The sequence below is a fragment of the Sphingomonas sp. R647 genome (assembly GCF_020177055.1).
Lineage (GTDB): Bacteria > Pseudomonadota > Alphaproteobacteria > Sphingomonadales > Sphingomonadaceae > Sphingomonas.
On record NZ_JAIQXT010000005.1, the window covers coordinates 326,404 to 348,059 of the forward strand.

The 21,656-nt window shown below is 65.4% G+C and carries 22 protein-coding genes and 1 pseudogene; 8 read left to right on the forward strand and 15 right to left on the reverse strand.

Annotated features, from left to right (window positions below):
* The first annotated feature begins 6 nt into the window (after window positions 1-6).
* Both K9B35_RS14625 and rpoC read left to right on the forward strand, forming a co-directional pair.
* Window positions 7-228 (forward strand): hypothetical protein, encoded by a 222-nt coding sequence (locus tag K9B35_RS14625; protein WP_224922694.1) that lies wholly within the window; start codon window positions 7-9, stop codon window positions 226-228.
* A gap of 25 nt (window positions 229-253) precedes the next feature.
* Window positions 254-4,534: a DNA-directed RNA polymerase subunit beta' gene (rpoC, locus tag K9B35_RS14630; RefSeq protein ID WP_224922695.1), complete on the forward strand. Its 4,281-nt coding sequence runs from the start codon at window positions 254-256 to the stop codon at window positions 4,532-4,534.
* Window positions 4,535-4,654: 120 nt separating this feature from the next.
* Here the strand turns inward: rpoC and K9B35_RS14635 are convergent, their stop codons facing one another.
* Entirely contained in the window at window positions 4,655-6,028 is a 1,374-nt protein-coding gene (locus K9B35_RS14635) for an alginate export family protein (RefSeq protein ID WP_224922697.1), read from the reverse strand.
* A 168-nt stretch (window positions 6,029-6,196) separates the two neighbouring features.
* A complete protein-coding gene (locus K9B35_RS14640) occupies window positions 6,197-7,378 on the reverse strand; it encodes a carbohydrate porin (RefSeq protein ID WP_224922698.1) in 1,182 nt (393 codons plus the stop codon).
* A gap of 81 nt (window positions 7,379-7,459) precedes the next feature.
* On the opposite strand from K9B35_RS14640, the gene K9B35_RS14645 reads away from it, so the two are divergent.
* A complete protein-coding gene (locus K9B35_RS14645; protein WP_224922700.1) occupies window positions 7,460-9,394 on the forward strand; it encodes a methyl-accepting chemotaxis protein in 1,935 nt (644 codons plus the stop codon).
* A 24-nt stretch (window positions 9,395-9,418) separates the two neighbouring features.
* Here the strand turns inward: K9B35_RS14645 and K9B35_RS14650 are convergent.
* Window positions 9,419-10,297: pseudogene (locus K9B35_RS14650) on the reverse strand (YifB family Mg chelatase-like AAA ATPase); the annotation flags it as partial.
* Between the two features lie 298 nt (window positions 10,298-10,595).
* The gene (locus tag K9B35_RS14655) at window positions 10,596-10,949 is read right to left on the reverse strand and encodes a hypothetical protein (RefSeq protein ID WP_224922702.1); all 354 of its coding nucleotides are present in this window, start codon (window positions 10,947-10,949) and stop codon (window positions 10,596-10,598) included.
* 32 nt (window positions 10,950-10,981) lie between these two features.
* On the opposite strand from K9B35_RS14655, the gene K9B35_RS14660 reads away from it, so the two are divergent.
* A complete protein-coding gene (locus tag K9B35_RS14660; protein ID WP_224922704.1) occupies window positions 10,982-11,266 on the forward strand; it encodes a conjugal transfer protein TraD in 285 nt (94 codons plus the stop codon).
* A 7-nt stretch (window positions 11,267-11,273) separates the two neighbouring features.
* On the forward strand, window positions 11,274-11,432 hold the full coding sequence (locus tag K9B35_RS14665; RefSeq protein ID WP_186456755.1) for a DUF6771 family protein: 159 nt from the start codon (window positions 11,274-11,276) through the stop codon (window positions 11,430-11,432).
* Between the two features lie 25 nt (window positions 11,433-11,457).
* Here the strand turns inward: K9B35_RS14665 and K9B35_RS14670 are convergent, their stop codons facing one another.
* From K9B35_RS14670 to K9B35_RS14680, 4 genes are all read right to left on the reverse strand, one after another.
* A complete protein-coding gene (locus tag K9B35_RS14670; RefSeq protein WP_318245976.1) occupies window positions 11,458-12,108 on the reverse strand; it encodes a HEPN domain-containing protein in 651 nt (216 codons plus the stop codon).
* Window positions 12,109-12,127: 19 nt separating this feature from the next.
* Entirely contained in the window at window positions 12,128-12,358 is a 231-nt protein-coding gene (locus K9B35_RS20290; protein WP_318245977.1) for a nucleotidyltransferase domain-containing protein, read from the reverse strand.
* A 67-nt stretch (window positions 12,359-12,425) separates the two neighbouring features.
* The gene (locus tag K9B35_RS14675; RefSeq protein ID WP_224922705.1) at window positions 12,426-12,698 is read right to left on the reverse strand and encodes an RNA polymerase sigma factor; all 273 of its coding nucleotides are present in this window, start codon (window positions 12,696-12,698) and stop codon (window positions 12,426-12,428) included.
* Window positions 12,695-13,594 (reverse strand): ArdC family protein, encoded by a 900-nt coding sequence (locus K9B35_RS14680; RefSeq protein ID WP_224922707.1) that lies wholly within the window; start codon window positions 13,592-13,594, stop codon window positions 12,695-12,697. The genes K9B35_RS14675 and K9B35_RS14680 overlap by 4 nt, the downstream gene beginning before the upstream one ends.
* A 737-nt stretch (window positions 13,595-14,331) precedes the next feature.
* Between K9B35_RS14680 and K9B35_RS14685 the strand changes: the two genes are divergently transcribed.
* The 3 genes from K9B35_RS14685 (at window position 14,332) to K9B35_RS14695 (ending at window position 16,677) form a co-directional block, all read left to right on the forward strand.
* Window positions 14,332-14,544, forward strand: a complete 213-nt coding sequence (locus K9B35_RS14685; protein ID WP_224922709.1) for a helix-turn-helix transcriptional regulator — start codon at window positions 14,332-14,334, stop codon at window positions 14,542-14,544.
* Between the two features lie 278 nt (window positions 14,545-14,822).
* Entirely contained in the window at window positions 14,823-15,992 is a 1,170-nt protein-coding gene (ubiM, locus tag K9B35_RS14690) for a 5-demethoxyubiquinol-8 5-hydroxylase UbiM (protein ID WP_224922711.1), read from the forward strand.
* An 88-nt stretch (window positions 15,993-16,080) separates the two neighbouring features.
* Complete coding sequence (locus K9B35_RS14695; RefSeq protein WP_224922712.1) at window positions 16,081-16,677, forward strand: molybdenum cofactor guanylyltransferase; 597 nt, start codon at window positions 16,081-16,083, stop codon at window positions 16,675-16,677.
* On the opposite strand, the gene K9B35_RS14700 is transcribed toward K9B35_RS14695, so the two are convergent.
* Genes K9B35_RS14700 through narI form a run of 7 tightly spaced genes read right to left on the reverse strand, consistent with a single transcriptional unit; the run spans window position 16,661 to window position 21,656 of the window.
* A complete protein-coding gene (locus K9B35_RS14700; RefSeq protein WP_224922714.1) occupies window positions 16,661-17,857 on the reverse strand; it encodes a molybdopterin molybdotransferase MoeA in 1,197 nt (398 codons plus the stop codon). The genes K9B35_RS14695 and K9B35_RS14700 overlap by 17 nt on opposite strands.
* Window positions 17,854-18,390, reverse strand: coding sequence for a molybdopterin-binding protein (locus K9B35_RS14705; RefSeq protein WP_224922715.1), 537 nt, complete (start codon window positions 18,388-18,390; stop codon window positions 17,854-17,856). Before K9B35_RS14705 ends, K9B35_RS14700 begins: the two co-directional genes overlap by 4 nt.
* A gap of 3 nt (window positions 18,391-18,393) precedes the next feature.
* The gene (locus K9B35_RS14710; protein ID WP_224922716.1) at window positions 18,394-18,852 is read right to left on the reverse strand and encodes a molybdenum cofactor biosynthesis protein MoaE; all 459 of its coding nucleotides are present in this window, start codon (window positions 18,850-18,852) and stop codon (window positions 18,394-18,396) included.
* A gap of 2 nt (window positions 18,853-18,854) precedes the next feature.
* Window positions 18,855-19,127, reverse strand: a complete 273-nt coding sequence (locus tag K9B35_RS14715; RefSeq protein WP_224922717.1) for a MoaD/ThiS family protein — start codon at window positions 19,125-19,127, stop codon at window positions 18,855-18,857.
* A 3-nt stretch (window positions 19,128-19,130) separates the two neighbouring features.
* Complete coding sequence (gene moaA, locus K9B35_RS14720; protein ID WP_224922719.1) at window positions 19,131-20,153, reverse strand: GTP 3',8-cyclase MoaA; 1,023 nt, start codon at window positions 20,151-20,153, stop codon at window positions 19,131-19,133.
* Window positions 20,150-20,962 (reverse strand): peptidylprolyl isomerase, encoded by an 813-nt coding sequence (locus K9B35_RS14725; RefSeq protein ID WP_224922720.1) that lies wholly within the window; start codon window positions 20,960-20,962, stop codon window positions 20,150-20,152. The genes moaA and K9B35_RS14725 overlap by 4 nt, the downstream gene beginning before the upstream one ends.
* A complete protein-coding gene (narI, locus tag K9B35_RS14730) occupies window positions 20,955-21,656 on the reverse strand; it encodes a respiratory nitrate reductase subunit gamma (RefSeq protein ID WP_224922722.1) in 702 nt (233 codons plus the stop codon). The genes K9B35_RS14725 and narI overlap by 8 nt, the downstream gene beginning before the upstream one ends.

Below are 21,656 nucleotides of genomic sequence, written 5' to 3' on the forward strand. Positions count from 1 at the left end.
TAGGCCATGCGCATTGACCTTCAAAAGCCAATCACGCTTCCTCGCTGGCAGTGGCTCATGCCAAATCTGACAGCGATGATTTTCGCGATGATCGTGCTTTTGAAAAGCGATGCGTTTGGCTCGTTCCAACCGACCGCTGAGCCTGTTCTGCTGGCCATTGTCGGCATGCTCTTGATCGCAGCGGTTGTGGTGCTGGTTGCAGCTTTCAAAGCCCAATCCAGCAACTAAATTTGCCTCTACCGAGGGATAGAAAATGAACGAACTGACCAACTTCGCGAACCCGGTGGCCAAGCCGGAGACCTTCGACCAGATCCAGATCGGCATTGCGTCCCCGGACCGCATCCGTTCGTGGTCGTTCGGCGAGATCAAGAAGCCCGAAACCATCAACTATCGCACGTTCAAGCCCGAGCGTGACGGCCTGTTCTGCGCGCGCATCTTCGGTCCGATCAAGGACTACGAGTGCCTGTGCGGCAAGTACAAGCGCATGAAGTACAAGGGCATCGTCTGCGAAAAGTGCGGCGTCGAGGTCACGGTCTCGAAGGTCCGCCGTGAGCGCATGGGCCATATCGAGCTGGCCGCGCCGGTCGCGCACATCTGGTTCCTCAAGAGCCTGCCCTCGCGCATCGGCCTGCTGCTCGACATGCAGCTCAAGCAGCTTGAGCGCGTGCTGTATTTCGAATCCTACATCGTCACCGAGCCGGGCCTGACGCCGCTGGAGAAGTTCCAGCTGCTGACCGAGGACGAGCTGCTCGACGCGCAGGACGAATATGGCGAGGACGCCTTCTCCGCCGGCATCGGCGCGGAAGCGGTCAAGATTATGCTCATGGACCTCGACCTTGAGGGCGAGAAGCGCACGCTGCTCGAAGAGCTGGCGGTTACCAAGTCCGAGCTGAAGCCCAAGAAGATCATCAAGCGGCTGAAGGTCGTCGAGAGCTTCCTGGAATCGGGCAACCGTCCCGAGTGGATGATCCTCGACGTCGTTCCGGTCATCCCGCCCGAGCTGCGCCCGCTGGTGCCGCTGGACGGTGGTCGCTTCGCGACGTCGGACCTTAACGATCTGTATCGCCGCGTGATCAACCGCAACAACCGCCTGAAGCGCCTGATGGAGCTGCGCGCGCCGGACATCATCGTCCGCAACGAAAAGCGCATGCTGCAGGAAGCCGTCGACGCGCTGTTCGATAACGGTCGCCGCGGTCGCACGATCACGGGCGCCAACAAGCGTCCGCTGAAGTCGCTGTCCGACATGCTCAAGGGCAAGCAGGGCCGCTTCCGTCAGAACCTGCTCGGCAAGCGCGTCGACTATTCGGGCCGTTCGGTCATCGTGACCGGTCCTGAGCTGAAGCTGCACCAGTGCGGCCTGCCCAAGAAGATGGCGCTCGAGCTGTTCAAGCCGTTCATCTACGCCCGCCTCGACGCCAAGGGCCTGAGCATGACGCTCAAGCAGGCGAAGAAGTGGGTCGAGAAGGAGCGCAAGGAAGTCTGGGACATCCTGGACGAGGTGATCCGCGAGCACCCGGTTCTGCTGAACCGCGCGCCGACGCTTCACCGTCTGGGCATCCAGGCGTTCGAGCCGGTGCTGATCGAGGGCAAGGCGATCCAGCTTCACCCGCTGGTCTGCTCGGCCTTCAACGCCGACTTCGACGGTGACCAGATGGCCGTGCACGTCCCGCTGAGCCTTGAGGCCCAGCTGGAAGCGCGCGTCCTGATGATGTCGACCAACAACATCCTGTCGCCCGCCAACGGCAAGCCGATCATCGTGCCGTCGCAGGACATGGTGCTCGGTCTCTACTATCTCTCGATGGAGAAGCAGAACGAGCCGGGCGAAGGCATGGTGCTGGGCGACATGGCCGAAGTGCACCAGGCGCTGTTCGCGGGTGCGGTGACGCTGCACACCAAGATCACCAGCCGCGTGCCGCAGACGCTGGAAGACGGCAGCACCGTGATGAAGCGGTTCGAGACCACTCCGGGCCGCATGCTGCTCGGCGAGTGCCTGCCCAAGTCGCACAAGGTGCCGTTCGACGTCGTCAACCGCCTGCTGACCAAGAAGGACGTGGGCGACGTGATCGACGAGGTCTATCGTCACACCGGCCAGAAGGAGACCGTGCTGTTCGCCGACGCGATCATGTCGCTCGGCTTCCGTCACGCGTTCAAGGCAGGCATCTCGTTCGGCAAGGACGACATGATCATCCCGGCGAGCAAGGAAGCAACGGTTGATGAGACCCGCGCGCTCGTGAAGGACTTCGAGCAGCAGTATCAGGACGGCCTGATCACGCAGCAGGAGAAGTACAACAAGGTGATCGACGCCTGGAGCCGTTGCGGCGACGTGGTGGCGGCGGCCATGATGGACGAGATCAAGTCGGTGAAGATCGACCCGGAGACCGGCCGTGAGCTGCCCGCCAACGCGATCTACATGATGGCGCATTCCGGTGCGCGTGGTTCGGCGGCGCAGATCAAGCAGCTGGCCGGCATGCGCGGCCTGATGGCCAAGCCATCGGGCGAGATCATCGAAACGCCGATCATCTCGAACTTCAAGGAAGGTCTGACCGTCCTTGAATACTTCAACTCGACCCACGGCGCCCGCAAGGGCCTCGCGGATACGGCGTTGAAGACGGCAAACTCGGGCTACCTTACCCGCCGCCTGGTCGACGTGTCGCAGGACTGCGTCGTCATGGAAGTGGATTGCGGAACCGAGCGCGCGCTGGAGATGAAGGCGATCGTTCAGGGCGGCAGCGTCATTGCCTCGCTGGGTGAGCGTATTCTGGGTCGCACGACCGCAGAAGACGTGGTCGATCCCAAGACCGGCAAGGTGCAGATCCCGAGCGGCACGCTGCTCGACGAGCCGATGATCGCGCAGATCGAGGCGCTGGGCGTCCAGGGCATGAAGATCCGCAGCCCGCTGGTCTGCGAAGCGAAGATCGGCGTGTGCGCCAAGTGCTACGGGCGTGACCTCGCCCGCGGTACGCCGGTGAACATCGGTGAAGCGGTCGGCGTCATCGCGGCGCAGTCGATCGGTGAGCCGGGCACGCAGCTGACCATGCGTACCTTCCACATCGGCGGCGCGGCGCAGCTCAACGAGCAGTCGAACCTCGAGGCACCGGTCGATGGCCGCGCCGAATTCCGCGACCTGCGCCTGATCACCGATCAGCGTGGCCGCCGCGTGGTTCTGGCCCGGTCGGGCGAGATCGCGATCCTGGACGAGGATAACCGCGAGCTGGCGGTCCACCGCATCCCGTACGGTGCGTACGTCATGTTCGACGATGGCCACATCGTCAGCAAGGGCGAGCGCATGGCGGAGTGGGATCCGTTCACCATGCCGGTGATCACGGAAACCGGCGGCGTCGTGAAGTATCAGGACCTGATCGAGGGCAAGACGCTTGCCGAGCAGGTCGACGAAGCGACCGGCATTGCCCAGCGCGTCGTGGTCGAAAACCGCGGTGCATCGGCGAAGAAGGAAGATCTTCGTCCGCGCCTGACCCTCACCGGCGACGGTGCGGCCGAGGCGGCCCGCTACATGCTGGCACCGGGCGCGATGCTGAGCGTCGAGGATGGTGCGACGGTTCAGGGCGGCGACGTTCTGGCCCGTGTGAGCCGCGAGTCTGCCAAGACCCGCGACATCACCGGCGGTCTGCCGCGCGTCGCCGAGCTGTTCGAAGCGCGCAAGCCCAAGGAAAATGCGATCATCGCCAAGGTCTCGGGCCGCGTGGTGTTCGGCAAGGACTATAAGGCGAAGCGCAAGATCGGCATTCAGCCCGAGGATGGCGGCGAGGTCGTCGAGTATCTGGTGCCCAAGTCGAAGGTGATCGACGTTCAGGAAGGCGACTACGTCAAGCGTGGCGACAACCTGATCGGCGGCTCGCCCGATCCGCACGACATTCTCGAAGTGCTCGGCATCGAGCCGCTGGCGGAATATCTCGTTGCGGAGATCCAGGAAGTCTATCGACTTCAGGGCGTGAAGATCAACGACAAGCACATCGAAGTGATCGTTCGCCAGATGCTGCAGAAGGTCGAGATCATCGAATCCGGCGACACCACGCTCCTCGTGGGCGAACAGGTCGACCGCGACGAGATGGACGACACCAACGCAAAGCTTGAAAAGGGCCAGGCTCCTGCACAGGGCAAGCCGATCCTGCTCGGCATCACCAAGGCGTCGCTGCAGACCCGCAGCTTCATCTCGGCGGCGTCGTTCCAGGAGACCACCCGCGTCCTCACCGAGGCGGCGGTCCAGGGCAAGCAGGACACGCTGATCGGCCTCAAGGAGAACGTGATCGTCGGCCGTCTCATCCCCGCCGGTACCGGCGCGGGCATGAACCGGATGCGCATCGCGGCCAACAGCCGCGACGCCGCGCTCCGCGTCCAGCAGCGCCGGCTGCAGGAAGTGCTGATCGCGCCGAACTCGGCAGCCGAGGAACGCGCGGCCGAGCTGGCGCAGGATCCGATCGACGCGATGGTCACCAGCGACGCGCTGGAGAAGGTCGAAGTGTCGGGTGACGGCAGCGACGAAGCAGCCGGCGAGTATCTGAACAAGGGCGAGTAATCGCCCGCGTTCAGCGCCCCGCTGACACAAAAAAGGCCGCCGCCCGACAGATCGGGCGGCGGCTTTTTTGTTGGGTCGGGGTCAGGCGGGAGGGTCGCTGACGCGCCCTCCCCCGCCCGGTCAGAAGAAAGTCGACAGCGTCAGATAGCCAAAGCGCATGTCGCCAGTCGCCGGGGCATTGGGGGCGTCGGTCAGGAACCGCCCCTTGGCGAGCCACGCCGCGCCCGCCTCGACCCGCAGCCGCTTGGGTACCAGCCAGTTGCGCACGCGCCCCTCGATCTGCGTACCGGCATCGCGGCCCGACGCGCCGCTCGCGTCACGGACCGAAGTTGCGGCAAAGCTGTCGGTGGCCGACGCCAGCATGAACTTGCGCGCCTTGACCGAGAAGTCCCACGCCTTGCTCGGCTTCGCTTCGAGCGCGATGCCGGGGCTGACGATGTTGGACCAGCTGGCCGGGCCATAGAGGCTCAATGGGCCGTAATCGCCACGGCGCCCGCCGAACAGCGGATCGAAGCGACGATAATCGGTCGCGCTGGTGTCGCCGCTGGCATAGCCGACGAACGCAGTCACGCGCGGGGTCCAGCCCGAGGCAAAGGTGTAGCCGATCTCGACATTGGCCATGCCCGCACGCACCTTGCGATCGAGCACGTCGCTCGCCGAGGTCGATCCGCGCGTCGTGCCGCGCTGAAGCGCGCCTTCAAGTTCGAAATCGAGCTTGCCCTTGCCCGCGGCGCGGTTCACCCGGCCGCCAAAGGTAAACAGGTCGCGGTTGCGGGTCGCCCGTCCAGCGCGGTCGCGCTCGTCCAGCCCATAGGCAAAGACCTCGGCATTGGCGCCCGCCAGTGCCTTGGCGCGGGTGAACGATCCGCCCCAGAAATGCACCCCGGCATTGGCGCGATCCAGCTCGACCTGGTTATCCTCGATCGAGGCGCGGTCCGACGGCAGCTTGTCGAACGGACGCACCGCGATCAGCTGAAGCCGGTCGCCACGCTTGCTGCTCCAGTCGAGATTGGCGCCGAGGAAACTGTTGGGCGAATTGGACCAGTCGGGCCGGTCGAGCAGACGGCCCGACCCGGACGAGGCGGTGAAGCGGCCAAGACGCAGCACGCCCTTGCCCTTCTGGTCCGCGACCGTGCCGAGGTCGATGCCGAGATACGCCTGAAGCGGCTCAAGCGCGTTGGACTCGCTGGTCCCCGCGGTCGACTGGCCATGCTGGAAATAGCTGCGCGCATCGTCGATTTCGCCGGTGATGTGAACGCCGCCAAAGTCATAGCTGGCCGTGATCAGCGTGCGGAACGAGAGCATCGCGTCGCTGTCGGGCGCATTGGGACGGACCTGTCCCTCCACCACCTCGGCGCGCGCACGGACGCTGCCTTCGATGGAGAAGCCGGTCGCATCGGCATCCTTGCCCGATCCAGCCTGCGCAGTCCCTGCCCCGCCGACCAGCAGCGCGAACGCCGCGCCGCTCAACATGGCGGTGTACCCTGTCTTCATGCGTGATATCCTCAACCTGAAATCCGAACCTCTTTATAGACGACGCGGCGACGAATCGGCGGCGAGGCGCGGCAATCGAGGGTAAGAGACTGGCGGTTTACCGCGATACTACCGGTACAACTTCCCTTCAGCAGCTAAAGCCAAGTATAATTACAGTAGCGCCGCCCTTCAGAACTCGAACGTCGTCCGCAGGCCAGCGACCAGCACCGCGCCGCGCCCCCGCTCCCCGGCGGGATTGACGACCAGCTGAAGGTCCGGCTGGATGCTGAGCCAGGGCGCGAGGCGATCAGAATAGGTCAGCTCGAACGCGGTTTCAGCAGCCACGCTCTCGATCCCGTCCGCAGCGAGCACACGGCGATAGCCGTGCGCAAGATAGGCCTGATTGACGCCGAACGAGAGCTGCGCGTCTTCCCGGCCCGCAAACAGGCGGGTCATCAGCATCCCCGCCTGCCAGCCGCCGCGAAACGGCGTGGTCCGGCCATCGGAGATGCCGACGCGCGCAAAGGCGGCGATGCCCGGCACGCCCTCACGATCGCGCACCTGCACCTCGCCAATCGCATAGACGCCCCACGCCGTCCGCTGAACCGGGTCGCCCGCTCCATCGGTTGCGTGAATATCGTCATGCCGGTCGGTATAACCCCAGCCACCCACGCCCAATTTGCCGCGTTCGTTGGCGATCCCGACTTCGCCGATCAGCAGCGCGCCAAAGTCAAAGTCGAGGTTGACGCCCTGAGGATCGCCCAGCGTCCCGGCAGCGGCATTGAGGACCGCAAACCGCGCATAACTGCCCCGCGTGTCGAGCTGCCGCTCGATCCGCACCGCGAGCGCGGTTGAGGGAAAGATCGACGGCCCATTGGCGCCGGTCGCAGCGATTTCCGATCCCACACCGAATGCGGGCGCGATCAGCAATCCCGCCGCGTCGTTCGAATAGAATTCGCTGTTGAGGTCGTACAGACCCAGGCGAACGCTCGTGCGCGCGCCCAACTGCTGTTCGACCCACGCCTCGAACAACCGCAGCCGCTGACTCGCCACCTCGATATTGTTCACGCCCTGAAGTGTCGCGGCACGATCATTGGGCACGCCGCCGAGATTGTTCAGCACATGAACATGCGCCTGCCCACCGCTCCAGCCAAGCAGCGCATCGAGATCAAGATCGGCGACAACATCCAGATTATCCAACAGAAAAATATCGTCGGCACCACGTTCCGATACCGCAACGACGTCGACCGTTTCGACCGCCGAAATCTGGAAAGCGTCTTCGGAAAGTGCAGGATGTGCATGAATCGCAATGCAAAATGCGATTACTTTGAACAATCTAGTTCGCATGATCGGCTCCTCAGCCCAGTTCATGCATATTTTAGAAGATGACGACCGATTCGGTTCGCAAGTTAACTATAATGATCGTGACTGCCACTTTGAGGTGATGTTGCGATGATTTCTCTGGACCTTGCCGCACGGCGGGCATCCGCGCTCATCCTGGGGCTCATGTTGCTCTGCGGCGGCGCAGGACTGACCGCGACCTGGATGTTGAGCGATGCCCTTACCCGGCAGCAGGAAGCCGCATCGTTGCTGCGATCGCATCTTGAGGCCGACATGATGCACGACGCGGTGCGCAGCGACGTGCTCGCCGCGCTCGCCTCCGCCGATCCGGCGACGGGCATCAAACGTGCCGAAGCCGCCGCTGACCTCGAAGATCACCTCAAGACCTTTGCCGAATCAATCGCCGAGGAGCGCGCCTATCAAGGCTCCGCGGAGATCACCAAACTCACCGAAACCCTCGCGCCACCCCTCGCCGCCTATGGCGAGGCCGCCAAGAAGATCGTGACGCTGGCCGAACGCGATCAGGCCGGCGCACTCGCCGCGCTGCCCGACTTCTTCACCCGCTTCGGCGCGCTCGAAACCGCAATGGAAAGCGCATCGGGAGCGATTGAGGCGCATGTTGCGGAGGTCGGTGACAGCAGCCGCCGGGTCGGCATCATCGCCATGGTGCTGCTCGGCATCACACTGCTGCTTGGGATCGGCGTGGCGGTTCAGCTGTCGCGGCTCGCCCGCCGCCACCTCGTCACACCCTTGCTGGGCCTCACCGACGCGCTGCGTAGTCTGGGCGCAGGCGCGGGCGATGTTGTCATCCCACCCGCAGGGAACGTGAGCGAGCTGGGCGAACTGACCGCCGCGACTACCAGCCTGCAGCAGCAGCTTGCGACCGCCGCCGCCGAGCGCAACGCTCAGATGCAATTGATCGTCAGCAGCATCGGGACCGGGCTCGGCGCCCTCTCTCGCGGCGACCTGACCGCTGAGGTGACCGCAGACCTCGACGGTCCGTTCGCCACGCTGAAAACGGACTTCAACGGCGCGCTCGCCAACCTGCGCGACCTGATCGGAACCGTCGTTTCAGGCGCGCGCGCGATCCATAGCGGGTCGAGTGAGATCGCCCATGCCTCCGACGACCTCGCCCGCCGGACCGAGGGCAATGCCGCGAGTCTGGAGGAAACCTCGGCCGCCGTCACCCAGATGAACGATCGCCTGCGCCAAACCGCCGAAGCCGCGACGCGCACCGTCGCGCGGGCTGACGGCGCAATCGCCGTCGTCGCATCGGGCCGCGCGGTCGCTGAGGAAGCCACGCAGGCCATGACCCGCGTCGCCGACAGTGCCAAGGGCATCGACGACGTGATCGAAGGGCTCGACAAGATCGCGTTCCAGACGCGAGTGCTCGCGATGAACGCCGCCGTTGAAGCCGGGCGCGCCGGCGAGGCCGGACGCGGCTTCGCGGTCGTCGCCGACCTCGTCTCGGCGCTCGCGATGCGCGCCGAGGAAGAAGCCGGACGCGCGCGCGAACAGCTGACCGTCACGCGCACCGACATCGGCTCTGCCGTCGAAGCGGTGCGGAAGGTCGATGGCGCACTGGTCAATATCTCGGGCGATGTCAGCGAAGTGCACGCGTTGCTCGGCCAGATGGCGGCGGACAATCAGGCGCAGTCGGTAGCGATCACCCAGATTTCGACCGCGATCCAGGCGATGGACCATTCGACCCAGCAAAATGCGGCGATGGTCGAACAGACCTCCGCCGCCGCACGCAACCTGTCGACCGAAGTGACGACGCTGACCGAACAATCGGCGCGCTTTAATATCGGCGCCAACGCCACGACGCGGACGACCGCGCCCCGCCCATCGCCAGCCACACCTGAGACACCAGCCCCTGCGCCCAAGGCAAAAGCGCCCGCCAAGGCTGCTGCAAAGCCAAAGCCGGCGGCCAAGCCCAAGGCTGAATCCAGCGCCAAAGCCTATCGCTCGCCGGTCAAGGCGCTGCCGGTGACGAACGGGTCGGCTGCCGTCGCGATGGACGCGGATACATGGGACGCCTTCTGAAGGGCATCGCAACGCTATCTCAGCCTAACTCCGCGGTGCCTGCCGTCGATAGCTCAGCGCCTCGGCGATATGGATGCGGCCCACCGTCTCGGCGCCCGCCAGATCGGCGATCGTGCGCGCAACCCGCAGCACGCGGGTATAGCCGCGAGCACTCATCCGCATCGCCTCCGCCGCCTGCGCCAGCAGCTTGCGGCCCGGCTCGTCGGGAGTGGCCGCGCTGTCCAGCACCGGGCCATCAGCCTCGGCATTGGTGCGCGGGCCGTCACTGCCATAGCGAGCGCGCTGCACCGCGCGTGCCGCTGCGACGCGCGCTCCGACTTCGGCCGATCCTTCGGCTGGCGGGGGCAGGACGAGGTCGGCGGCGGTGACCGGCTGAACCTCGACATGCAGGTCGATGCGGTCGAGCAAAGGCCCCGACACCTTGGCCTGATAATCGGCGGCACAGCGCGGCGCGCGGGCGCAGGCGAGCGCCGGATCGCCCAGATGCCCGCAGCGGCACGGGTTCATCGCCGCGACCAGCTGCACCCGCGCCGGGAAGGTGACGTGCGCGTTGGCGCGCGCAACGCTGACCGTCCCGGCCTCGAGCGGCTGGCGTAGTGAATCGAGCACCGCGCGCTGGAACTCGGGGAGTTCGTCGAGGAACAGCACGCCAAGATGTGCGAGGCTGACCTCTCCCGGCTTGACCTTGAGTCCCCCGCCGGTGAGCGCAGCCATCGAGGCTGAATGATGCGGGCTGCGGAACGGCCGCGTGCGCGTCAGCCGCCCGCCTTCCAGCGTCCCCGCGACGCTGGCGACCATCGAAACTTCCAGCGCCTCGGCGGCGTCGAGCGGCGGCAAGATACCGGGCAGGCAACTCGCCATCAGCGACTTGCCCGCGCCAGGTGGGCCGACCATCAACAGGTTCGATATAGCTACACCCCTATCGACGGTATCTGTGGATAGATTGCTAAAGGTTGGGCGGACGGCGGCTAGTGGGCCGGTTGCAGACTGGCAGGTTTCAGGCGGCCACCTTGCGAAAGCTGCCGCGGGTGTTGGGTGCTGACGCACGACGGCTGCCGATCAGATCGAGAAATTCGTTTCTGGCTGCACGAACGTCTTGGCCCGACAATAGCAGTCATTCGGGCTGCGTGCGGCCGCTGCGCCGGTGCCGCGGAGGTTGCGGATGTTGACGCCTGTATCCGATCGCCCCATCTGGTGATCGTCACTTGTCGACATCGTCAAAGACCGAGCGCTTCGTAGCCGCAGGTTCCGGCGGTGATAACTCCTCTTTCTTATGCGTAACGATATGGGTCCAGTCCGTATCGTCTTCGGTCTCCTCGTCGCGCTCCTGCTTGCGCTCTTCGAGCCCGTCTATCGCCCGTTTTACCTGGTCTCGCGCGTCGTCAATCAAGCTGACCGCATCGTCATCCAGCTCGACGCCCATTTCCTTGATGCAATCGAGAGCACCGAGCAATTTCTTGAAGTGGCTGTCGGGTTCCTCATCCAGGTCGGCATCCGCAGCAATTTCGTCGATCTTCTCCTCAAGGGCCGGCAGGAGATTGGTTCGCAGCGCCAAGCCCAACCCGCGCAGCGCTGAGGCGGGCGACGGTGGCGCGCCACCGGCTGAACGCCAAAATCGCGCGTGACGATAAGCGGGACTGGGTGGTGAAGCGCCGCGAGCGTACGCGCCAGCTGATCGAACTTGGCGGGCTCGTCGCCAAGGCCGGGCTGATCGATCTCACTGACGACGATCGCGCGGTGATCTTCGGCATATTGGTCGATGCCGCAGCCAGGTTGCGCGGCGAGGATCGGGACAAAGCGCTGCTGCTTTGGTGGCGACGGGGCGCGCGCGCGTTTGAGGCACTTGCTCCCGAGCGCGAACCCCGCGCATAGCTCGGCGATGACCGAAGACCTCGAAGCGACGATCCTCGCCTTCCTCAAGCGCGCGCCAGAATGGGTTCGCCGCGATCTGACAGCGAAGGACCAGAGCGCCCGCACCCAGGCCGAAGAAGCGTTCGCCGCGATGCTCGCGGACGCGCTGCGGCGCGCGGGGTCCTGATTTCGAAGACGCGAACGACGCGCGATCAGTCGCGCGGCGCGAGCCGCCGTTCGCAGACCTCGCGAACCACATTCTGCAGGACTTCGATCCGCTCCATGAGCCACGCCAGCTCCTCCGGCGTGATTCTGTAGTGCGGCGAGTAGCGCGCATTGACGTAGGCCTGCTGCAGCAGTTCGAAGCAGCGCCGCGCGAACTTGGTATCGCGCGGCCAGACGCCGATCAGCTCATGAACCAGCGGCTCCGCCTGCGCGCGCAGGAAGTTCAGCTTGTGCGATTTGGGGCTGTACAGCGTTAGGGTCAGCAGCACGCAATGATACAGGCGCTCGGCGCTCTGGTGGAGCAAGAACGCTGCGTCGCGGGGCTTGCCGCTATCGATGTAAAACCTTGCACCCAGCCGAGCGCTTTCGGCCTGCTCAGACCAGTAGTCGAAATTCTTCTTCGCCTCTGCGCGTGCGGCCTCTTCTGTGAGCGGCTGCGGGGTCGCGAACGGTTGGCCGTCGGCCTCGTAAAGCACGACACCCTGCTCGATGGCATCGATGAAAAACGGGCGCCCGCGCATCAGCTGATCGTTCACATCCGCAAGGCTGTGAACGATGAACGCGACCGGCGCGCTGATCCGCTTGGAGATGGTCACCTCGCGGACGAAATGGTCGTCCGCCTTGGCCCAATATTCCACCGGGTCGGTGAGCCTGCCGTCACTGACAACGACCAGAATCGTAATCGGAATAATAGCCCCCGACCGGGTCCTCGACCCAGTCGGTGCGCGCGTAGGAGCCGTAGAGGATCACCTTGAGGATGCGTCCCTGCTTCTTCCACTTCTGGGTGGCAAGCGCGGTCGCGTCCTCGAACTCCGAAAACAGAATCTGCACAATGCGCTCCAGCTCGCGCTGCTTGGTCGATGGAAGATGGTCGAGGCTGGTTTGCATGGGGGCATCCTAACGGCATGAAGATGCTTGGGACAGCCTCGCCGACCAACCGGCGAGGCTGCAATGTTCATTGCCGCAGCTTCGCGACAAACCGGCGGAGGATGCGCCTCCCTCTCGGTGTCTGCGGCTGCCGGTCAAGCGATTGGCGGAGCGCGAAAAGGCACTCTGCAAAATGCCGCTCGACCTGCTCGACACTTAGGCCTGTGCGCTCGGCGATTTCGACGTACGACGCGTCGTCCAACCGGATCGCGAGGAAGATTTCGCGCCGCAGTTTGGGCATCCGCAGCAACCCGGCCTCGAGCCGCTCGATGATTTCGGCGTCGGTAAGGTTGTCGCTCATGACAGCGCCTCCCCGGAAGGCGCAAAGGCGAGCAGATAGTCCGCCGCCTTGCTCGCGGCACTCGCCGCGCGGAAGATAGCCCGCTCGTCGTCGCGCAGCACCGCAAGCCACGATCCGATGTAATCAGCATGCCGAACGGTCGGCGCGATCGCCAGCGACGCACACGCAAACGCACTCGCCATCTCCGCGACCAGTTCCTCGTGGGCATAATCAGCACTGCCGAACCCACCGCGCTGGTTGCGATCCAACCGGGTCGAATGACCAGTCCAATGGCCAAGCTCGTGCAGCGCGGTGCGATACCAGTTGATCGGCTCGCCAAACGCTGCCTGCGGCGGCACCGCGACATAGTCGCCACCCGGCGAATAATAGGCCTCGCCCCCGCCAACCCGGAAGTCCGCGCCGCTCGCCTCGATCAGGCTGTGAACCTGCGGCAGGATATCCGCCTCCGCCGGAAGCTCGGGCAACTCAATCAATCGCTCGGGCAAGCCTTCACACTGCGCGACATTGAACACGGTGAACCGCTTGAGGAACGCCAGCTGCCGCGCCTCGCGATCCTCATCGCGCGCGCGTTCCGCCTCATCCTTTGGCGTAAATCGATCCGCATAACAGACGGTCGTGCCCCGCTCGCCCTTGCGAACACTCCCGCCCGCCGCCTGCGCCTGCTTGAAGGTCAGCCAGCGCTGCGACGCGTACTTCCCTTCGAGCACCGCCGCCCACAGGATCAGCACATTGATCCCCGAATAGCGCCGCCCGGTCACGGCGTTGGCGGGCATGGTGCATCCGCACGACGCTGCATCCCAAGGCTGCACCCATGGCAGCCGCCCTGCCTCCAACTCGGCAATCACCCGCGCCGTCACCTCGGCATAAAGGTTCGCACGCTCGTTTCCGGTCCTCATCACTCCTCGCTCCTTCAAAACCACCGCAACCGGCGCCGGAATGGCGGGGGTGGGCGGCAGGAGCGGACCGGCGATCCCGCCGACTGAGGCGGGCCGCACCCGAAGGGCCGAAATGCAATGGAGGACCCCGGCATAGCCGGGGTTGCGGCACGCCGCGGCGGGTTCAAAGGGTAGCGACGCCCACCTCCGCCAGATCGAGTGCCGGAGGCCAACGCCACCGCGCCCAGGCGCGGTGACCACAGCAATTCAGCGCGCAGCGCTGCTCAGCTCGAACAGAGCTGCACAAACACGCACTCTCGAAGCCGACCGGCCGTCGCGGCGGCGTGCGCGCGCAGCTGTGCGCCAGCCGCCGCCGCGCCCTCCGGTCGGATCGAGTGTGCCACGCGCAAAGCAAAAGGCACCGCCGACCCTGGCGGCTTCGCAGAAGTCCGCCAGCGCACGCACATCATCAATCGCGTTCCGTTTCCGGGCAGCGACCGGCCCGCGTCACGCGATCGTCACCTGGAAAGGCCGAGACGCCGCAGAGCGACTCGGCGACGCGCAAGCGGCGTAGAGCGCGGTCACGCGAAGCGTGAGACGCCATGGGATTCGAGCCACGAAAATCGAACCTACGCGTGAGTATGTCTTTGTACGACACAGCACTGTCCTGGTGACGCTCAGCCCCATCCCCCTTGCACGGCAAGCTCGATTCTAATCCTGTTCGCGGGAAGCCAGACCGACGCAGACAGGACCAAGCCATGCCCGAGATCCCCGACCGCATCCTCCGTCTGAAGAGCGTGCTCGAACGCACCGGACTCAGCCGCTCGACGATGTACCGCAAGATGCAGAACGGCACGTTCCCGCAGAACATCCGGATCAGCACGCGATGCACCGGCTGGCGCGAGTCCGCGGTAAATGAATGGATGCGCAATCCAATCTTCTACGACAGATGCGATGGCTGTGCGGACTAATACGAACTGTCAGAATTCGGGGTTCGTCGATGCTCTAGCAACCTTGCGCGACCCAACGTCCATCACAAAAATCTGTGCATGGCACTGGGCCTGGTCGCCGCAAGCCCTTTCTGATGATCCGGGAAGGTTGGCTCGCCCTTCAGGATTGTTCGAACCGAGCAGGCCCGACATGAGCGAGCGGACCATCGCTTCGCACCCCACATCGTAGACTGGATTTGCGTTATATCACAGCGGTTCGCCTCAAATACCCTACCGGTCCATGGATGTTGGAGCAGTCAATGGATAGCGACATTGTCATTGTCGGCGGCGGACCGGCTGGCCTGAGCTTGGCCACCTCCTTATCAGGCCATGGCCTGGCGATCACCGTCGTCGAACGTCAAACTCTGGAGCAGTTGGCCGAACCTCCATTTGACGGTCGAGAGATCGCTCTGACCCATCGCTCGATCCGCATTCTCGATGGGCTTTCGGCATGGACCCCGCGCATGGGCGACGAGGCCGCCCCGCTGCGCGCCGCAAAGGTTCTAAATGGCAGGTCTCAATTTACGCTGTGCTTCGAGCCAAGTTCGCGGATCGAAGGCTTGCTCGGCTGGCTGGTGCCAAACCAATGCATTCGACGCGAACTTTTTAGGACGACGGCTTCTCGCTCTGACATTCGCTTCCTTACCGGCATCGAGGTGACTGGCGTTCGGTCCCAACATGATCGCGTCGAAGTTGTCCTGAGCAACGGAAGCGTGCTCCACTCGAGAATGCTCATCGCTGCGGACTCGCGCTTCTCGACGATTCGCGGGATGCTCGGCATCGGCGCGACGATGCAGCGCACGGGACGCTCGATGCTCGTCTGTCGTGTCGAACATGAGGCGAACCACGCGCGTGTCGCGACCGAATGGTTCGATTACCGCCAGGCCTTGGCACTGCTTCCGCTGCACGGGCGAACATCGTCCGCTGTCATCACGCTTCCGTCCGCCGAGGCAGAGCACTTGGCCGGCCTTAGCGAAGCTGCGTTTGGTGAAGACATCAGCCGCAGGTTCGCGTTCCGGCTGGGCCAAATGCGCCTTGTCAGCACGCGGCACGTTTATCCGCTCACGGTCACCTGGGCGAAGCGCTTTGTGGCACCACGCGCTGCCCTGATTGGCGATGCGGCGGTGGGAATGCACCCGGTGACGGCGCATGGCTTCAACCTCGGCCTGCTAGGGCAGCATGGTTTGGCGCGCGAGCTGCTTCAAGCGCATGGACACAGCCGCGATCCCGGAGACGCGCACGCCCTACAGCGCTTCGAGCGGCTTCACAGGCTCGCCTGCCGTCCGGTCTTCGATGCGACCAATGCCATTGTGGGTCTCTACACCCGCGACGACGCGATTGCGCGGCTGGCGCGGCCCGCCCTGCTCCGCGCAGCCGGTCGCCTGCCGATGATCCGACGCGGCGTCGGGACGTTGCTCGCGCAACACTGACGGCACCGCACCGCACACGATGCACCGGTCCGGTTTTCAACGCCGCCGGCCATGGCTATGCTGTAGAGGCAGTGAGTCAAAACAAACCATGACCATGATTGCCCCCGCTATCGTCATCGCCGCTGGCGGGGCCGGTCGACGAATGGGCGGAGGCAAGCCCCTCCGCCCACTCGCCGGGCACAGCTTGCTCGACCGGGCGATCGCGATTGCGCAGGCCCAGTCCGATTGCATCGCGCTGGCGGTGCGCAAGCCCGACCAGCTTCCGGCAAGCGATCTTCCACTGCTTTGTGATGCCCGACCCGGCATCGGCCCGATCAGCGCGCTCGACAGCGGCTTCCGCTTCGCGCGCGCGCAGGGCCGACAGCATCTCCTGCTTATCGGGTGCGACCAGCCCTTCCTGCCCGGCGATCTGGTTGCCACCTTGACCGCCGCGATCGCCGGGCATGATGTCGCAATGCCTGTGATCAATGAGCACTATCAGCCACTTGCCGCATTATGGCGCGTGGACCAGCCTGCGTTGGACGCCTATGTGCAGGCGGGCGGCACGTCGCTGTATCGCTTTGCCAGCACCCGCGACCTCATCCCTTTGCAATGGCCCAATGCGCCCGACGACGATCCATTTGCGAATTTGAACGACCGCGACGCGCTTGCCGACGCCGAGCGACGCCTCACGCGTCCGGCGTAAACGAAAGCGCCGCGACAGCCTGTCCGCATGGCAAGGCCGGCTGGCCAGCCGGGCACCGGATCAACCATCCGGCCTCGACCAGCGCGTGCTGCGCGCCGCTGTCCTGCATCGCGATCGGGCGGAGACCGGCATCGTCCCAGCAGGCCCGCACCAGCGTCTCGCGCGATCCGGTCGCACCGAGCGGGGCGGCGAGCGGAAGGTGGCGCCAGCGCAGCAGCTGCGCCACCGCCTGCCCCTGCAGCGCCGCCAGCAGGGGGAGCAGGAACAGCCGCGCGGTCACCATCGCCGATCCGGGGTTACCCGGCAGACCGACGACCCATGTCCCGCGGGCGCGACCGATCCACACCGGCTTGCCCGGCTTGATCGCGACCTTTGCAAACAGCAGGTCCAGACCATGCGGGGCGAACATCGGCCGCGCGAAATCCCGCTCGCCAACCGATGCCCCGCCGGTCACCACCACCACATCGGCGCCGGCGACTAGCGTAGCGGCCAGTGCCTCCAGCATGTTGAGGTCATCGCCCCCGGTCGACCGCGTCACGACTTCCCCGCCCGCCTGTTCGACCATCGCGGCAATCCCATGGGTGACGCTGTCCGGGATTGCGTCACTCCGCTGCCAGGCGCTGCCGGGCGGCGCGAGCTCGTCCCCGGTGCCAAGGATCGCGACCCGAGGCCGGGCATGGACACTCAGCATCGCCCGATCGGCCGCCGCCGCAGCGACCATAGCGCGCGGCCCAAGGCGCGTGCCCGCCGCGAGCAGTTCGCTCTCCGCTTCAAAGTCGCTGCCGGCAGCGCGCACATGCCACCCCGGGCCATAGCCGGGGGCGAAGCGCACCAGGTCGCCGTCACGGGTCGCATATTCCTGCATGATACAGCGGTCGGCGCCGTCGGGCATGGGTGCGCCGGTGAAGATCCGCACCGCTTCCCCGGCACCGACACAGCCGGCGAACCGCGCGCCCGCCCGGCTTTCGCCGATAAGGCGCAGCGGCGCATCGGGCACCGTGGTCGCGGCGCTCACGGCATAGCCATCCATCGCCGCCACGGCGCTGCGGGGCGATGCACTGCGCGCGATCACCGGTGCGGCGAGCACGCGCCCGGCCGCGGCGTGGATCGCCACCTCTTCGCGCGCCAGCGGCGTCACCGCGTCCGCCAGCAGCGCGAGCGCGGCATCAAGGGTGATCATGCGCAGACATCGCGTAGCCGGGGCAAGGCGCCGGCGATCGAGCAGGGCCGGTGCCGGCTGTCGAATTCCAGTTCGAGCAGCCCATCCCAGGCATCGCGGCACGCACCGGTCGATCCGGGCACACAGAAGATGAAGGCGTCGCCCGCCTGCCCCGCAAAGGCGCGCGACTGCATCGTCGCCACCCCGACCGTGGTCAGGCTCTTGGCATGAAACGCAGCGGAAAACCCGTCCATCTCGCGCCGCAACAACGGCTTGACCGCCTCGGGCGTATTATCGCGCGGCGAAAAGCCCGTGCCGCCGGTGGTCAGGATAATCTCGATCTCCGGCTGCGCCAGCCAGCGCTGCAACTGCGCGCGGATCGCCGCGATATCGTCGCGCACGATCGCCCGGTCGATCAGTGCATGCCCGGCCCGTTGCAGCCGCTCGACCAGCGTTGCGCCCGACGTGTCGGTGTCGAGCGTGCGCGTGTCGGAAATGGTCAGCACGGCTATGCCCAGTGTATAGAAGGTCAGGCTCTCGTCAATTCCGGGCACAATTCACTCCTCGATCGGCGCCCAGCGCCGGACATCATCCATGTCGCGCTCGGTCGGCTCGATCCAGCGATCGATTGCCCCTTCCTCCCGCTTCCAAAACACCGCCTCGGTCTTGAGGCGGTCCATCATATAGTCAGCAGCTTCGAACGCCGCCCGGCGATGGCGGGCCGCGACCGCGACAAACACGATCGCCTCGCCCGGCGCGATCCGCCCGTGGCGATGCACCACATCGCTGCGCGTGACCGCGAACCGAGCATGTGCATCGCGCGCAATTTCCCGCATCGAAGCGAGGGTGACGCCGCGATATGCCTCCAGCACCAGCGAAGTCACCGCGCCCTCGTGGCCGCTCGCGCGGGCATGGCCGGTGAAACTGACCACCGCGCCCTCCTCTGCCGCCGCGCAACCGAAGGCCGCGAGCCGCGCCGCAGGATCAAACGCGGCCTCGGCAAGTTCGACTGCCATGATCAGCCCCCCGACACCGGCGGAAACAGCGCGACCAGGTCGCCAGGTCGCACGATCGTCTGATCTGGAACGATCGTTTCGTTGATGCAGGCGCGGATGCGCCCCCGTTCAAGCGCCGGCAACAGCGCCGGAAAGCCCTGAACCAGCCGTGCGACCAGTTCGGGCACCGACAGCCCCGGGGCGGGAATGCCGATGCTGACCGATCGGCCGCAGGGATCGGCAAGGCGGCCGCACAATTCGACAGTAATCCGGGCGTCACCCGTCGTGGTAGTCATCGGTCAGCCTCCGATCGATGCAAGATGAGGAGTAGCACCGCTATCGCCGGCGTGCAGCCGATGCGCCGGAGCCTTGGTGGCAACCAGCCCCCGTATCCGCGCGAGCAGCGCCGCCGGATCGTCCCCGGTCAGCTGCGGCCGCAGGTCGATGCCGCCATCGCCGAACAGGCACAGATGGAGCCGTCCGTCGGACGACAGCCGTAGCCGGTTGCAGCTCGCGCAGAAATCCTGCGAATAGGGCGCAATGATTCCGATCCGACCCTTGGCGGAGGGATGCCCCAATTCGATCGCGGGCCCCGCGCCGGGCTGGCGGGGCAGTCGCGTCCAGCCCGAAACTTCGAGCCGATCGATCACCGTCTGGCCCGCGACATGGCGCGCGGCGAAGAATGCGGCATTGTCGTTGGTCCGCATCACTTCGATGAAGCGCAGCGACAGATCGCGGCTGGCGACGAAATCGACCATCGCCTCCAGCTCATCGTCGTTGATGCCGCGCATCAGCACGGCGTTGAGCTTGATGCTTTCGAACCCCGCCGCCTGCGCCGCGTCCACACCGCGCAGGATGTCGGCAAGCCGGTCATGGCCGGTGATCGCGGCAAACCGAGCCGGATCGAGCGAATCAACGCTGATGTTGATCGCGCTGATCCCGCAATCGCGCCACGCCTGCGCGCGCTCAGCCAGCCGATAGCCGTTCGTGGTCATTGCCACCCGACGGATTCCGGGCACTGCCGCCACCGTCCGCGCCACCGCATCGAAATCACGGCGCAGCGTCGGCTCGCCCCCGGTCAGCCGCACTTTCCACAAGCCCAGCGCCGCAAATGCTGTGACCGCCCGTCCGATCTCGTCTGGCGACAGTTCCACCGGGCGGTTGCACGGCCGACGATAGCCGTCGGGCAGACAATAGGTGCAGCTGAAATTGCAGACATCGGTAAGCGATAGGCGCAGATATTCGAAACGCCGACCGATTCCGTCGCGCAGCGGCGGGGCGAGCGACAACAGGTCGGGCTGCCGGGCGCGAAGGTCAGTCACTGGACCAGCGGCCCGTCCGCGATCGGCAGTGCGACGCCCTCGACCGTCACCTGGCTGGCCAGGATCGACAGATATTGGGCCATCGCCTTGCGGTAGCTTGCTTCCTCCAGATAGGCGCGGATCGACGCCTCGACCGCCTCGAACGGCAATTGGCGCCCCTCGACCCGCCGTCCGGCACGGACTACATGGACGCCAAAGCGTGTGCGGACCGGTTCGGGACACAATTCCCCCTCGCCCAGCGCGAGCAACGCGGCTTCGAATTCAGCAACGGTCTGCCCCTTGCCGATCTGCCCCAGATTGCCGCCATGCTCCTTGGACGGACAGGCGGAGCGGCTGCGGGCGAGCTCGCCGAAACAGCCGGGCTCGGCCTGGATCTTGCGGATCGCCATCCGCGCATCGCCAACCGCAAGGCTATAGGCAAAGCTGTCGTCCGGACTGGCCGAAAACAGGATATGTTCAGCCTCGACCAGCGTATCGCTGGTGAAACGGTCGCGATGCCGGTCATAGAAGCGGCGCGCCTCCGGCTCGGTCGCGACCGGAACCGCAACCTCCTGCTCCAGCAAGGCGTCGATCCGCGCATCATCCTCGGCCAACGCCCGCCCCTGTGCATCGCTGCGCTCGGTCGCAGCAATGCCCAGCCGGTCGGCCTCGACCAGCAGCAGCTGGCGGATTGCGAGCGCCTCGGCCGCCTCGCGCCACGCGGTTTCGGCGTCGGGCGCGGGATGGTTCTGCGCCTCCGCCGCGATCGCGGCTTCGGGAATTTCCACCCCCGCGACCCGCACCGGGCGGCGTTCCAGCACCTCATCCATGGCTGAGGTTCCTGCGCGAACGGACGATCTGGTAGCCGCCGCGCCACAGATAGCGCACCGGCGCGCTCAACATGTGGACCAGCCGGGTGAACGGAAACAGCAGGAAGATCGTCAGGCCCAGAAAGATATGGACGCGGAAGATCCAGTGCGATCCATCGAGAAACAGCGAGGCGGTCGGGTTGAAGGTGAAAATCCCATTCGCCCAGCTCATGAACCGCACCATCTGCTCGCCATTCATATGGCCGAGCGAAATCGGCACGGTCGCCAGGCCGAGCGCAAGCTGGAGCCACAGCAGCGCCAGGATTCCGGTATCGGCAAAGGTCGAATGTTTGCGGATGCGCGCGTCGAACAGCCGGCGATGCAGCAGCATCGACGCACCGATGAACGAGATAATGCCCGCCGTCCCGCCGCCGAACACTGCCAGCGCCTGTTTCCATTCGTGGCGAACATAGAAGCTGTCGAATACCCAGATCGGCACGAGCAGGCCGACGATATGGCCGAACAATACGAACAGCACGCCGACATGGAACAATACCGATCCGATCATGAGCTGCTTGCGCCGGAGCAACTGGCTGGAGCCGGTCCGCCAGCTATAGGGCTCGCGGTCGAACCGCATGATCGATCCGATCGCCAGCACCGACAGCGCGATATAGGGGTAGATGCCGAACAGAAGGTGGTTGAGAAAGGTGTCCAT

What these genes read in the sequence shown, in the direction of transcription:
- K9B35_RS14625 (WP_224922694.1), top strand. Translation starts at nt 7, where the DNA reads ATGCGCATTGACCTTCAAAAGCCAATCACGCTTCCTCGCTGGCAGTGG.
- rpoC (WP_224922695.1), top strand. Translation starts at nt 254, where the DNA reads ATGAACGAACTGACCAACTTCGCGAACCCGGTGGCCAAGCCGGAGACC.
- K9B35_RS14635 (WP_224922697.1), bottom strand. Translation starts at nt 6,028, where the DNA reads ATGAAGACAGGGTACACCGCCATGTTGAGCGGCGCGGCGTTCGCGCTG.
- K9B35_RS14640 (WP_224922698.1), bottom strand. Translation starts at nt 7,378, where the DNA reads ATGAACTGGGCTGAGGAGCCGATCATGCGAACTAGATTGTTCAAAGTA.
- K9B35_RS14645 (WP_224922700.1), top strand. Translation starts at nt 7,460, where the DNA reads ATGATTTCTCTGGACCTTGCCGCACGGCGGGCATCCGCGCTCATCCTG.
- K9B35_RS14665 (WP_186456755.1), top strand. Translation starts at nt 11,274, where the DNA reads ATGACCGAAGACCTCGAAGCGACGATCCTCGCCTTCCTCAAGCGCGCG.
- K9B35_RS20290 (WP_318245977.1), bottom strand. Translation starts at nt 12,358, where the DNA reads ATGCAAACCAGCCTCGACCATCTTCCATCGACCAAGCAGCGCGAGCTG.
- K9B35_RS14675 (WP_224922705.1), bottom strand. Translation starts at nt 12,698, where the DNA reads ATGAGCGACAACCTTACCGACGCCGAAATCATCGAGCGGCTCGAGGCC.
- K9B35_RS14680 (WP_224922707.1), bottom strand. Translation starts at nt 13,594, where the DNA reads ATGAGGACCGGAAACGAGCGTGCGAACCTTTATGCCGAGGTGACGGCG.
- K9B35_RS14685 (WP_224922709.1), top strand. Translation starts at nt 14,332, where the DNA reads ATGCCCGAGATCCCCGACCGCATCCTCCGTCTGAAGAGCGTGCTCGAA.
- ubiM (WP_224922711.1), top strand. Translation starts at nt 14,823, where the DNA reads ATGGATAGCGACATTGTCATTGTCGGCGGCGGACCGGCTGGCCTGAGC.
- K9B35_RS14695 (WP_224922712.1), top strand. Translation starts at nt 16,081, where the DNA reads ATGACCATGATTGCCCCCGCTATCGTCATCGCCGCTGGCGGGGCCGGT.
- K9B35_RS14700 (WP_224922714.1), bottom strand. Translation starts at nt 17,857, where the DNA reads ATGATCACCCTTGATGCCGCGCTCGCGCTGCTGGCGGACGCGGTGACG.
- K9B35_RS14710 (WP_224922716.1), bottom strand. Translation starts at nt 18,852, where the DNA reads ATGGCAGTCGAACTTGCCGAGGCCGCGTTTGATCCTGCGGCGCGGCTC.
- K9B35_RS14715 (WP_224922717.1), bottom strand. Translation starts at nt 19,127, where the DNA reads ATGACTACCACGACGGGTGACGCCCGGATTACTGTCGAATTGTGCGGC.
- K9B35_RS14725 (WP_224922720.1), bottom strand. Translation starts at nt 20,962, where the DNA reads ATGGATGAGGTGCTGGAACGCCGCCCGGTGCGGGTCGCGGGGGTGGAA.
- narI (WP_224922722.1), bottom strand. Translation starts at nt 21,656, where the DNA reads ATGGACACCTTTCTCAACCACCTTCTGTTCGGCATCTACCCCTATATC.